Origin of the sequence: Fuerstiella sp. (genome assembly GCA_022447225.1) — a bacterium.
GTDB lineage: Bacteria > Planctomycetota > Planctomycetia > Planctomycetales > Planctomycetaceae > S139-18.
The window spans coordinates 208,895-222,722 of the sequence record JAKVAZ010000006.1 but is presented as its reverse complement, the minus strand read 5'-3'; the positions used below and the strand labels follow the sequence as shown (position 1 = coordinate 222,722).

Sequence of the window (13,828 nt, the reverse complement as noted above, 5' to 3'; positions counted from 1 at the left end):
CCTGCCGGACCGGCGTTAAACGATTCAAAACGATCAGGTTCGCGAACTGCTATTGTGAATCGGCCAGCTTCCTGATTGCGATACTTCTGAACTCAACAGGATCACTGTGACCCGCGAATCCAAAGTACCCGGATGTTCGGTCTTTTCCGGGATGGGAGGAATTCTTCATGTATTCGGTGACACCAGCAAGATCCGTATCAAGAATCAAAGCCCCATTTAGTTCAACCTGAATTTGGGATCCGTCCACGACCACCTGCTGGTAGTTCCATTCGCCTGTCGGACGGAGGAATCCACGTCGGGCTGCCGTCATCCCGTAAGCCGATCCGTGATACTGGCGCTTGTCCAGATCGACATATTTTTCGTGTGTTGAATCCAGGACCTGCAGCTCACACATTGCATGGTATGCCGGGTCCCCTGTGAGTGGAGAACGGATTGCCAGACCGTTGTTGCCGCCGGGCGGCAGTCGAAACTCCAGTCGGGCGATGAAATTCGAATATTCGTTTTCCGTGAGTAACAGTCCGCCATGTCCGTCGCGACACCGGATCGCTCCGTCGACGACTTCATAGTCGTTGACGGCGCCCTGCCATCCTGAAAGATCCGTGCCATTGAACACCGAAACGAAAGCCTGTCTCTGGTGTGCAGCCAGAAATGTGTTGGCTTCTTCGCTGCTCAGTTCCCGGATCGCCATATGACGCCAGCGAATTTCTCCTCCGTGTGTTTGCAGAACGACCGGACCTTCCAGTGGAAGTGGAGCGCCACGATCGAAATAATTTTCCATGACTGCGTTGTCAACGATGTGTTGACCATTCAGCCATACCGATGTTCTGGATCCCACTTGAAGAATGCGGAACGAATTCCATTGGCCCAGGGACCGGTCCGCCAGAAACAGCGGGTCTTTGCCGGGTTGACCCGGTGAATTGTTCCACAGGCCGCCGCTTCCAAGGTCTGCGCCAATTGCAAATTTACGAGGGTCCGTAAAGTCCCAGATTTGAACCTGAGGACAGCCCTTCAGATAGATTCCACTGTCGGCACCTGCCACCGTCCTGTATTCAAGGAGCAGTTCGAAGTCGCGATAGTTGCCATCGGTGGCCAGATATTTGCCGTGACCGTCGTTGACGAGCTCACCGTTTTCCACGGACCAGTGTTTTTCTGCGTCGGCCGTCCATTCTGCGGTGACCTGACTGAGTTCATCGGGAGTCGCATCCCTGAATTTTGTCATGGCCTGGTGATCCCAGCCGTGCAGTCCATTCAGGTTCACTCCATTAAACAGCGGCTGAAATCCGGCGGGAGGTTCTGCTGCAAACACGCTGACGGGACATGCGATTGTGAAGATCAGGGCAAGTGAACAGTGAAGGAAACGCATGAGTGCCAACTCCGAGGGCAGGAAACGAAGGCAGTGATGAGGAAAAAAAAACGGCACAGTTCAGTTCTGACCGTTTAGTAAAAGCCTACAAAACAGACCGCACAGATACCTTGCGGGCGGGTGGATAAACACCGAAATCGTTCGATTTGCCGTCTGAGTTGCGAGTGTTCATTGTGACCATACGCTGAAGTCAGCGGTAGCAAAAACCGCAGAGAAGCGATGGAACATCGCCTAGATCACCATGCCGCCATCGACATTCAACGTTGCACCGGTGGTGAATGATCCGGCATCAGAGGCAAGATAAACAGCTGCACCCGTCAGTTCGTCTGTATTTCCCACGCGTCCAAGTGCTTTCAGAGAGGCCATCTGTTTTTCCATTTTTGGATCTGCCCACAATGCTTCGCTGAGTTTCGTGCGAACGACGCCGGGACAGATGCAGTTGACCCGAACATTCTGAGCTCCCAATTCCTTTGCCATTACTTTTGTGAGCATGATCACACCTGCTTTGGTAATGGAATAAATGCCCTGCATCGCTAAAGCCGTCTGACCTGCCACTGATGCAATATTGATGATTGAGCCTCCGTTGCCGGCCACCATTTTTTTGGCGACAAGTTTTGACAGCATATACGGGCCTTTCAGATTCACTTGCATCGTTTTGTCCCATGCCGCTTCCTCTGATTTGATCAGGGGCCCGAAATACGGATTCGTGCCGGCGTTATTGACCAGAATCCCGACGGGACCGAAACGCGTTTCCGCGTGGGAAATCAGACGTTCCAGATCTTCTGTTTTTCCCACGTGTGCTGCCACACCCTGAATGCTGTCACTGAATTCAGCCAGCTCCGTCAATGCTTCGTCTACGTTGTACTGCTTCCGACTGCAGATCGTGACTTTCGCTCCGGCTTCAAGGAATCCCTGCGCAATCGCAAGTCCGATTCCTCTTGTCCCTCCGGTGATGATGGCGTTGCGACCGCGAAGTGAAAAACGATCTGTCATCGATTGGCTCTGGGCGGATTCGGGGACGAAATTTGAATGTTACGGTACAGCTGGACGGCTGCTTTGACTGGCTGTTTACCGGTTGTTAACGTTGGATACCGCCTGACAGGCGGGATTCTAGGACCCCGACATGCGATCAGCAAACCGGTTGCATCGCATCACACCCCGGCCCTTCGTGTTCATCGGATCGGGGCCCCTGAGGAAATTTTATGAGTGAGCTTGTTCTGGTTGAGGTCAGGGACGATGTCACCGTCATTTCGCTCATGAATCCACCGGTCAACGCTTTAAGCCAGGCGGTCTGCAGAGCCGTCCTTTCCGCTGTCGAAGACGCAGCCCGGGCTGATGCCGTTTGTGCGATTATTATTACGGGGGCAGGAAAGACCTTCTCGGGAGGGGCTGACATCAGTGAATTCGATTCGCTTCATCAAAGCGGAATCGATTCTGAATTCCCGATGCATTCGATGATCAATGGTATCGAAAACTGTTCCAAACCGGTGATCGCAGCAATTCACGGCAACGCTCTCGGGGGAGGACTGGAAACAGCCATCGGATGTCACTATCGGATCGCTGTGGCGGACGCCCGTGTGGGGTTTCCGGAAGTTAAACTGGGTCTGATTCCCGGTGCGATGGGAACCCAGCGTCTGCCGCGGCTGTGTGGAATTCCGAAGGCTGCTGAAATCTGTGCCAGCGGGGACATGATTTCCGCTAACGTTGCCTGCGAACTTGGCATCATCGACCGGATTGCCGATGGGGATTTACTGGAAAAGTCTCTGGACTACGCACACGAACTGGTTGAAACCGGAGGTGCTCCCAGGAAAACCAGCGAAATAACGGATCGTCTTGGTGAGACCGATGAAAATGCGGCCGCGCTTGAAGAACTCAGAAGAGTAGTCAGTAAACGTGCACGCGGTCAGGAATCACCACTTCGATGTATCGAAGCCGTGGAAGCTGCCGGCCGGAATTCTTTTGCAGACGGTTCTCAGAATGAGTTTCGCATCTTTGCGGAATGTCTGCAGAGTACTCAGTCCCAGGGACTGATTCATGCCTTCTTTGGAGAACGAACGGTCAGCAAAGTTCCTGGTATTACCAAGGACACACAGCGTCGCTCGGTCGATTCAGCGGCAGTCATTGGTGCCGGTACCATGGGCGGCGGGATTGCGATGACTTACGTGAATGCTGGAATTCCGGTCATCATCAGGGAAGTCAGTCAGGAACAGCTGGAGAAGGGGCTTGACAGAATTCGTCAAACCTATGGAATTTCTGTCAAGCGGGGCAGGATGACTGAGGCGGACGTTGACCGGAAAATGACGATGATCACCGGTACCACCGACTACGCCCAAATTTCAGATGCCGATATCATTGTCGAAGCGGCCTTTGAAGGAATGGATCTTAAGAAGCAGATCTTTGGGGAACTGGACGAGATTGCGAAGCCGGGTGCGATTCTCGCATCGAATACGTCCACACTGGACATCGACGAAATTGCCGCTGCTACCCGACGCCCGCAAAGCGTTATTGGCCATCATTTCTTTAGTCCTCCCAATGTGATGAAACTGCTGGAGATGGTTCGCGGCAAAGAAACGGCTGACGACGTGATTGCCACCTCCTTGGATCTTGCCCGTCGTCTTCGGAAAGTCGGTGTCCTGGTCGGGAACTGCTTCGGATTTGTGGGGAACAGAATGTTCTGGCCCTATCAGAGGGAAGCTCAGTTTTTACTGGAGGAAGGTGCCACGGTCGAACAGGTTGACAGCGTGCACCGACGATTTGGCATGGCGATGGGACCTCACGCTGTCTCCGATCTGTCCGGGATTGATGTTGCCTGGCGGATCAATCAGGAGATTAAAGATACAATTCCCCGGGGAATGCGGCAGCCACTTGTTGCCGACAGGCTGTACGAACAGGGACGTTATGGCCAGAAGACCGGTGCCGGCTGGTACAGGTACGACGGACGCAGTGCAATCCGAGATCCCGAAGTAGAGCAGTTGATCGAGTCCTGTGCTGCGGAATCCGGGATTGTGCGTCGCGATGTCAGTGATGAGGAGATCATCGAGCGAACCGTGTTTTCAATGATCAATGAAGGGGCACTGATTCTGCAGGAAGGGATCGCAATGCGGTCTGTCGACATCGACATTGTCTACCTTTATGGATACGGATTTCCGTCATGGCGCGGAGGTCCCATGAAGTATGCGGACACCGTCGGCCTGAAGAAGGTGTATGACCGAATCTGTTACTACCATGAAACCCAGGGCTTCTGGTGGGAACCCGCACCGCTGCTCAGAGACCTGGCTGAGAGCGGCCGTACATTCAGTGACTGGTCCAAGTCCTGATCCCGGAAAGTTCTATGGCAGATCAACGCGGCTGATGATGGCCGCTGAGCCCGGTCATCAGGCGAATTTACTTTCCTCAAGTTTCGACAAATACGTCAATCGATCCAGGTGTGGACGTGTCAGAGGTGTACGGCCAACCGTGAAACGCAGATGTTGCGACTATGCGGGTAAATCACTGAAACGACCTGCGCACGAACCCAGTGTTTCACCGGGATGACCGTGCCGTACGAGCACGTTTAAACAATCGGAAATCTCGATCCGGGTAACCAGGTTTTTATACGGAAAAAGATATTCAGGTCGCCGTCGGGAGTACTGACCGGATTTGGTCATCAACGAAGGCGTGAGAGATTCCTGATGCCTCAGGTCCAAAACTTACCCAGTTCGGACGACCGGTAAAATTTTCCACCGGTTGCAGCGGTTCAGCGGACAGCTCTGCAGGATTCGACGACACCGAGTCCCCTGGGTAAAGGGAATTTAGGTCGGTGTGTCACTCACGTCGATGACAGGAAGTGTTTTCCTGTTTCTGTGTGAGATCACGAAATGGATGTCAACGAAGACGTAACGGAAGAAATGACAGCCTCTGTACCTGCAGCGGGCAGACGATTTCGTTACGGCATCTGTGTGTTGGCAATGATGGTGCTGTTGCCAAGTGCGGTGACGGTGACGGGAATCGGTCTTCGCGGTTTGAACTGGTTCTGTCCGCGGATTGCCGCTGTCACCAGGTTTGAGCACCTGTCCCTGCACTGGTGGGCACCGATCGAATGTACGGGACTGCAAATCGATAATACCCGGGAACGGTCGCAAACAGTTCCTCCACTACTGACTGTTCGGAGGCTCACCACTCGGCAGTCTCTGTGGCAGATCGGTTGGAATTTTGGCCGCGGCATCGACGTGATTCTGACCGAACCTGAACTGAATCTCGTTAACACGATCGATGGATCCAATCTGAGGGACGCGATTGAGGATCTGGGTGGTGAACAGGATTCGAGCGGAAATACGGTTCCATTTCGAATTGCTGTGCACAACGGACGCATCAACGTCGTAAGAACTGATTCGTCCGTGTGGACTTCAGAAGACCGTATCACTGCAAAAGACCATGCTGCATACACTGTGGACAGACTGGTTTCTGACATTCACTGCGAAGTGTCGACACTGCAGGCAGATGGTTTATTTCCCGACATTTCGCTTGTTGCTTCCATCGGCAGGGACCGAACGGGATTCATCGGAGCCCGTGAAAGGTTCCCGGCGTCCGGCACGACGGTGAATCCCCGAATAGCAGCTCGTCTGGAGCAGCTCACAGCCGGTTTTCATCCGCTGCAACTGGATACGCCAGACGGAGAATCACAAAGATCAGAGCGGCCGACCGTCGAGATCAAACTTTGCACGGTCAGTAATAAAACGCACCGGGCTCTGCGATTTGTGGCCAGAGAGCTTGATCTTGAGGAACTGGAGCCTTTGATTGTGCAGCTGATTCCGGGAGTTCGCTGTCGCGGACTCGTATCTGTCCAGGGTGAGGCGGTGATGAACGGTACATCCCCTGTCGACGGAATTGCGTTACGCGGTGCAGTTCGTGCTGCAGACGTTGTCTGGCGTCAGGCGACATGGCACAGCGAAGAGGCCGTGGTAATGTCGACCGCGTCAGCAGACTGTGCGATTGCAGTTGCTGACGACGGAATTATCGTACAGACGCTTTCAGCAAAATGTCCATTTGCCTCCCTGAACGGCAGTGGAGAAATTCGGCTGCCTGCGGATCAGCTGCCGAAATCAATCATCGGTACATCGTCGTGGTTAACAAATGATCGCAGACCGTTTTTAACGGAAACCGCCGCTGCCCCTGCGGGGCAGGTGAATATCAGAGGACTTGTTGATCTTGTGAAATTGTCTCAGATGTTGCCCCGCACAATGCAGCTTCGTGAGGGATTGCGGCTCCAGGAAGGTTCACTGCGTTTTGCCATGCAAACAGAGCCGAGGTCAGCCGGTGTCCATGATTCTGAGGAACTCGACTGGCAGGCCGTGCTGGAATCATCACCGATTGTTGCCATTCACAATCAACGCACGATTCGCTGGGACTCACCGGTGCGGCTGATGTGTTCGGGCCCGCTAGGTATGGCTCAGACACAATTAACTTCTGCAACACTTTCAGCGGACTTCGGTCGACTGCAGGTGAAGCCGGTCAGTAACACACTGCATCTTCACGGTCGTGTCGATGTGAACCGACTCTGGAGTCATCTGGGGCAGTTCATCGACAGCAGAAAACCTGGTGTTCAGGGTGAATTGCAGATTGATGCTGCTGTGGGAATACCGTTGTCGTCCGGTTTCATGGTTCGGAACTTGAGCATCCTCGGAGACAACCTGCGGATCGAATCACCAAAACTCGGCATATGCCTCGATGAGTCTCTGCTGAAGATGCTGGACGGGCAGCTGACAGTCAACGGTACCGGGGCCGCCGTACGGAGTTTGGTGGGTCCGTGGACGGAACTCAGTTGGCTGGCCCGGGATTCCCGGGTCTTCGCGCAGCTGGATGCGGCACCCTCTCAACGTCTGACTATTATTGGCGAAATTCGACCTGGACCGACGGCTTCCGTTTCTTCGGATTTTGGGGCAGGTTCTTCCATGACGCCGTTCAATCAGGCCCGACTCACCCTGGACATCGATACCGACACGCAGGCTGATCACTATGTGATTCGAAACGGTCGGCTGCGGGCTCCCGGAATTGATGCACAGCTCAGTGGAACACTGGAATCGACCGGAGAGTGGATGACCACACAGCTGGTAGTTGATGCTGAGTACGACTTGGCAGCTCTCAGCAGGACAGCGTTTGGTGATTCAGGAGGGGATTTACGGCTGACCGGACAAAAACAGACGCGTTTTGTAGTGCGAGGTACACCTGCTTTTTGGGATGGTTCCGGCCCGGCTGACGCTCCAAAATTTGAAGTCACCGGGGAACTCGGCTGGGATGCGGCGGATGCGTATGGTCTAAAACTCGGGCCGGTACAGATCCCGGTTCGCCTCAAGAACGGAGAGATTGAAACTGAAACCGTTCGCTGCTCAGTTAATGGCGGACAGCTTACAACGATGATCAATTACGATCTGCGTCAGAGTCACCTGGCTCTGGCATCCGGAAGTCGAGTGGAGAACATTACTGTCTCTAACGAACTGGCCGGTCAGTGGCTTGGTTATGTTGCCCCGTTTTTGTCAGAAGCGACTGACGTTCAGGGGGCTGTTTCGGCCAGACTGAGTCACTGTCACTTAACTGCCGGCCGTCCTGAGGCTGCCGAGTTGGGAGGCGTTATCACGGTGCATGAGATATCGGCCAGGCCCGGACGATCTCTTAAGACGTTGCTGCAGACACTGAACACGGTGCGATCGGATCGTCGGTCCCTCCAGCGTGATCTGGTGATTCCTGCTCAACAGATCCCTTTTGAACTCAGAAACGGAATGATCACTCATGATCAGTTTGTGGTTGGTCTGTCCGGATTCGAATTGAAGAGCCGGGGAACCATCGGACTCAATCAGCAACTCCGCCTGATCGTCGACGTGCCGCTGGAAAGATCCGGCGACCGGCAGTCCGCACGGTCAGTGTCAATTCCGGTGCGCGGTACGGTGACGCAGCCGAGCATTGATCTTTCACGCGTGGTTTACGATGCCGGTACTCAGCGAATTCACGGTGAAATCAACCGTCAGCTGGATCGCTTGTTCAACCGGCTTCGATGATGAAAGTGGCTATTGTTTTTTGGATGGTCGTAACACCGTCGCTTTGCGACTATGTTTTTCCTGTCGTCACGCCGACACTCGTTATCGTCCGGATTCAAAACGAGGGAGTCGATTCCCTGCCATGTTTCCATTGTTAGAACTAAGAACGCGAAACACAATCCGATCTTGCTGGAGGAATTGCGACAATTTGCGAGGCGGCGTTCGGATGTCGGCGATCCGGAAAAAGGGGGAAATGGGTGGTTCTCGAAATGCCACCTCGGAGAGGGCGATTGGTTTGGGCTCTTTTGGAGCGAAGAGTATCTGTTTGCCCAAAATTCACAGCCAGAAGCCATCGACTTGTTGGTTGGTATTCAATTGATCTCAGCGCACGCCTGATAGGCGATAAAGATGAGACCTGTCGATCGCATGACGGTGCCTACTACTATCCCGATGAGGCGCACCTGAAGCCAACTCCCCTGCCTAATCGCTTCTTCCTGTTACGGAGAACTTGGGTAGACGACTTGCCGTACTGGTACCGGCTCGCCGTCGCCGCCCTTATTGCTCTGTTTCTAATTTGGTTGTTCCCGTAGCTCGTAATGCGCCGGCTTGAGTCTAGGATCTAACACTGTCTTGTCACAGTTTCAGCGCGAGGTAGATTCTCTGATCAAGCCAGGGATCACGGGTGTTCGTCCTTTGCGCCTTAGCACCAGCGCTTCAGCGTTGAGTGGAACCCCGGTCGATGGACTGCCGCGGCCGGGGTGTGCCGTTATTTGTCACATTGTTTGACAGTTCCGCCCGGCAGTGGATGCTGATCCACGTGTGTCTTCCGGCATTGCGGTCACATGTGGATACCGGTGCTCCGTTTCCGTCCGGGTGAATCCGGGAGCGTTGATGTGAACGGCTTCCGGCCGTAGTTCGCGGTGTCATTGAGCAGGAATCGTTGTATAGCCGGGGATTCGTGGTCGGGACAGGCAGGACAAGTCAGAAATGCGTCGTTATGCTTACCCTGTGCAGGCCGCATATCGTTGCCGGCGGATCATCAGTCGGAAACGATCATGGGGAAGACGACCCTGTCTGACCTGTAAATCAAACACAGAATGACTTGTCGCCTGAACGAGGAACCGGTTCATTGGCCGAGAAACGAGACTTTGATGAATTTCTGGAAAAATTCCATCGTCACCACGAAGTGATGGTGGAAGAACTTCACAAAGTGATCATCGGACAGGACGTCGTGATTGACCAGATTCTGGCGGCGATTTTCACCGGTGGACACTGTCTGCTGGTGGGTGTTCCGGGGCTGGCCAAGACACTGGTTGTCAGCACAATTGCCCGACTGCTGGACGTCCAGTTTCATCGTATACAGTTTACGCCGGATCTGATGCCGGCCGACATTACCGGTACAAATGTCCTGGAAGAAAACGAACAGGGCCGCCGTGAGTTTCGGTTTGTGGATGGTCCGGTGTTTACAAACGTGCTGCTGGCCGACGAGATTAACCGGACTCCGCCCAAGACACAGGCGGCTTTGCTGCAGGCAATGCAGGAAAGAGAAGTCACAGTCGGCCAGCAGACATTCAATCTTCCGGAACCCTTCTTTGTGATTGCCACACAGAACCCCATTGAACAGGAAGGGACTTATCCACTGCCGGAAGCACAGCTTGACCGTTTTATGTTCAATGTAATGGTGGACTATCCGACTCTGGACGAAGAAGAACGTATTTTGGAGACGACGACTTCCGGAGAATCTACCGATGTGCGAAAGGTACTCTCCGCCCGTTCGATTCTGTATTTGCAGAAACAAATCAGTTTGATTGTCGCGTCACCGCTCATCATCAGCTATGTCACGCGACTCGTGAGGGCGACTCGTCCGGGAGACGAAGCTGCACCCGAATTTATTAAAACCCTGGTTGACTGGGGGGCCGGGCCGCGTGCGGGACAATACCTGATTGCGGGTGCTAAAGCCTTCGCGGCTATGGATGGACGTCCTCATGTAACCATCCCTGATGTTCGCAGAGTCGCTGTTCCCGTACTCCGTCATCGAATCTCAACGAATTTTCAGGCACAGGCCGAAGGGATGACAACCGACGACATCGTCGACAAACTGGTGGCAGAAGTTCCCGAACCTAACGTACCGAAATACGAAGAATAGGTGATTCGTTTACAATCACAGGATTTGCGGGATTCGATAATCCATTTCCACGTATTTGTGCGGTCTCGCTGCTGACAATTATGAATACGAATGCAACAACAGAGATCACCTGTTGAGGGCTGACGGACTGTTTTTAACGGCAACTGGAGACTGTGATGATTCAGGTATCTGGTCGTGCCATGCTTGCTTCGATCTTTGTGTTGGTAGCTGCAGCAGGTTGTGAAAAAGTGGAAATTCCGTCCCTGACGGAATCCGGTTCCAAGGCTCCGAATTTGCCGACGGCAGAACCAGACAGCGGAAAACGTCCGTCACCTGTGGCAGCGAAGCAGCCGGTTCCCGTCCGGCACGGGAATGCGGCAGCAGGTCAACCCTGTCCGACACCGACTGCAGAACCCGGACCTTCCGTGCGACCTTCGGCTGCTTCGGTCCTGGCCTCGATCAATGCAAAACCTTCGTTAAGAGTCACAGACCAGGATCTTCGGAAGTTCTCAGGGATCGACGAAGGGCTGGAAACCGTTACGGAACTAAAACTCACAGGGGCCACGTTGTCTGCAGCCGGGCTGGAAGTTCTTGCTACGCTGCCGGCTCTGAAAAAGCTCGATCTGGAGCACGCCCGAATTCGTGATGCCGACTGGTCGGGACTTGCGGGTGCAACCACTCTGGAATCACTGAATCTGAAAAAATCCTCGATTCGTAATACGACGATGTCGGCGTTGAGCGGAATGACGAACCTGAAGCTGCTGGATATTTCTGACACTCGTGTCACCGACCTGGGGTTTAAACATCTCGCGAAGCTTTCCGCACTAGAGCATCTTGTTGTTGAGTCTCTGAATATAGAGGGCAATGGAATGCAGGAACTTGGAAGGAAAGGTGCGAACGCTCCGCTGCGGACTATTCATGCGTCGCAAACAACGTTTGGCCGACTGGGATTCATCTATTTACGGGAATTCGATGATCTGGAAGAACTCTACGTGACTGCCGCGTCGGTCAGTAACAATTCACTGTCGGGGCTCAGCAGAGTGACAACGTTGCGGCGAGTCAGTCTCGCCGGCAATCCACTCGTCACTGACGCCGGGCTGAAGTTCCTGAGAAAGTCACGGCAGCTGGAATATCTTGAATTGAGCGGAGTTTGGAAAATTTCCGACGAAACACTGAAAGGATTCTCAAAACACAGGAACCTGAAGGAATTGCGAATCAACGACAGTCTGTGCACCCTGGACGGCGTCGTCGCATTCAAGAACTCCGTTCCGCGCTGCACGGTTTACCTGCGGGGTGAAAAACATTGATCTGGGCAGAATTGCGATCTCAGCACATACTGCGTGTCGTATGTCTGTCGAACCCGACATCGTGAATCTGCCTGCAGAACCTGTTTACTTCTGTCCCGGGGAGTCATCTCCGATCAGTCAGGCCGTTCATCGCGCGCGTCTGGCTGCCTACTGGCCCGGCTGTCGTATTTGTCGTAGTCGGGACGAGTGGCCGGAACCGAAGAAAACTGACAATTCGGCGGCGAAGGCTGCTCAGTCCATCAGACGTACTCACTGGGGGATTCGAGGTGTCTGGCAAAATGCTTTGACTCGTCATCAGGCGGCACAACTGATTGGAGTTGTCACGGGACACCTGCTGACGCAGTGCGGTGATGAAGAAACGCGTTTGTGCTCATCGGGAGTTGAGGATCCAAAACTCAATAGCAGTATCGATTCACCGATGGTGGTGACGGGGTACGATGGCAGAGCATCCTCACCCGATATTTATGCCGGAATCGTGACGGCGACTCTGCAGAACGGTTGTCATGTGATCGACACCGGCCGGGCGACTGCAGCGTCAATTCAGGAGACGTGTCGCAACCAGACCAGACCGTGTTGGGGGATCATTGTCACAGGTGCCGGCGCGATTCCGTCAGTGACGGGTTTCGATCTGTTTGATGACTGTGGTCAGGGGGTCTCGATTCCGTGGCAGGCTTCCGGTATCAGAATTCAGCAGATCCGGGAATCAAACACCCAATTCGAAAATTCGGATTCGACTGACCGTCGCGATGTGGTGGCTCGTCTCAAACATTCTATTCACTCCGGCGAATCCGACGAATACCCGCTAACGGCAGACATAAGTCCCGTCGATTCCACTCTCAGCAGCCTCGAACTGCCGCGGCAGGCTACGATCTCAGCGGCTCGATTTCGCCGCGCCCGCCGCAGCGGTCAATGTCATTCGATTGATGCGGAATCGGCCTATCGCCGCTGGCTGCACACATGGTTTCCGAAATCGATCACTGCCAGAATCATCTGCAGCAGCTGTGATCCGCTTGTCAGGGACCGCCTGCAGTGGTTGTTTTCAGAATCCGGCAGATCCGTTGATGTTGTTGTCAGTCATTCATCAGCTTCCGCCATACAGCAACTCAGCCAGCGTGTGAGGAAAATTCACGCTGATTGGGGAATCAGTATTGCAGAGGACGATCGGTACATGACAGTTGTCAACCGCGACGGTTACGTTCTGGAGAACGAACATCTTTCCGGATGGCTCAACGAGACTGTCGGATCGGTCAGGGACCATGTCTCGACTCATGTTCCTGCGGAAGAGGATCGCATTGTGCTGCTGGATGCCGGTCGTCCAAATCAGGGAGCAGCGCATGAAGTGATTTCCGATTCTTTAGCGCTGCTGGGCTGTCTCTGCCAGGTCACCCGGGCAGGAACCGCACTGCCGGGTGCAGCCTAACACGGGCTACTGCATCAAATTCGAACGAATATTGGGAAACACGCCTCGTAGTCGTTCGGAATAATGTGCAAATGCTGGAATTCCACCGGGATATGACATGACATATTCCGATCGAAGTAACGCACCGTGGAGCATAACACCTCTCATCTGACTTTCAGCGGAAGTCATCTTGTGTGCGGAAAATCCACAAACGGGTCTGTGCTCGCTGAATGTCCGTCAGATCACTGGTAACGAAACAATCATTTGGGGAACTGTGGCGTCGATGAGGATTGTGAGTCAAATTTAATTCGAAAGTTATTGATTCTTCATCTTGTCTGTTTCCAAAGGCATCACGAATTGTGATAGATGTCGCGGTCGCGACAAAGACGTCAGACAACAGCAGCCAATCGGTATCTCATGATTCCCAGCCTCGCCGGAAACAGCGTGATTATCCGTGTGCGCAGGTTGACGACGTGGTGTGAATGCAGTGAGTCTCAGCATGGCGATCTGACACTTGGTGAGCCATAAAAGTGACAGGCGTCTCTTATGGTGCGGGGACGGAGGCATAAACGAACATCGTACCCGGGGTATTTTGGTTACGACGCTGAACGCCTACGGCATGAT

The 13,828-nt window shown here is 53.7% G+C and carries 8 protein-coding genes; 6 read left to right on the top strand and 2 right to left on the bottom strand.

The features are described from left to right. Positions 1 to 49: 49 nt before the first annotated feature. Entirely contained in the window at positions 50 to 1,363 is a 1,314-nt protein-coding gene (locus MK110_05480; protein MCH2210731.1) for a DUF1080 domain-containing protein, read from the bottom strand. Between the two features lie 231 nt (positions 1,364 to 1,594). Next, a complete protein-coding gene (locus MK110_05475) occupies positions 1,595 to 2,356 on the bottom strand; it encodes an SDR family oxidoreductase (GenBank protein MCH2210730.1) in 762 nt (253 codons plus the stop codon). 209 nt (positions 2,357 to 2,565) lie between these two features. Between MK110_05475 and MK110_05470 the strand changes: the two genes are divergently transcribed. The 6 genes from MK110_05470 (at position 2,566) to MK110_05445 (ending at position 13,225) form a co-directional block, all read left to right on the top strand. Next, on the top strand, positions 2,566 to 4,680 hold the full coding sequence (locus MK110_05470; protein ID MCH2210729.1) for a 3-hydroxyacyl-CoA dehydrogenase NAD-binding domain-containing protein: 2,115 nt from the start codon (positions 2,566 to 2,568) through the stop codon (positions 4,678 to 4,680). Between the two features lie 540 nt (positions 4,681 to 5,220). After that, positions 5,221 to 8,394, top strand: coding sequence for a hypothetical protein (locus tag MK110_05465; GenBank protein ID MCH2210728.1), 3,174 nt, complete (start codon positions 5,221 to 5,223; stop codon positions 8,392 to 8,394). A 248-nt stretch (positions 8,395 to 8,642) separates the two neighbouring features. Further along, on the top strand, positions 8,643 to 8,963 hold the full coding sequence (locus MK110_05460) for a hypothetical protein (GenBank protein ID MCH2210727.1): 321 nt from the start codon (positions 8,643 to 8,645) through the stop codon (positions 8,961 to 8,963). A 539-nt stretch (positions 8,964 to 9,502) separates the two neighbouring features. Beyond that, positions 9,503 to 10,519 carry a MoxR family ATPase gene (locus tag MK110_05455; protein ID MCH2210726.1) on the top strand — a complete coding sequence of 339 codons (1,017 nt, stop codon included), beginning with the start codon at positions 9,503 to 9,505 and terminating at the stop codon, positions 10,517 to 10,519. A 155-nt stretch (positions 10,520 to 10,674) separates the two neighbouring features. Next, the gene (locus tag MK110_05450) at positions 10,675 to 11,805 is read left to right on the top strand and encodes a hypothetical protein (GenBank protein ID MCH2210725.1); all 1,131 of its coding nucleotides are present in this window, start codon (positions 10,675 to 10,677) and stop codon (positions 11,803 to 11,805) included. A gap of 40 nt (positions 11,806 to 11,845) precedes the next feature. Continuing rightward, a complete protein-coding gene (locus MK110_05445; GenBank protein ID MCH2210724.1) occupies positions 11,846 to 13,225 on the top strand; it encodes a hypothetical protein in 1,380 nt (459 codons plus the stop codon). Positions 13,226 to 13,828 lie beyond the last annotated feature (603 nt).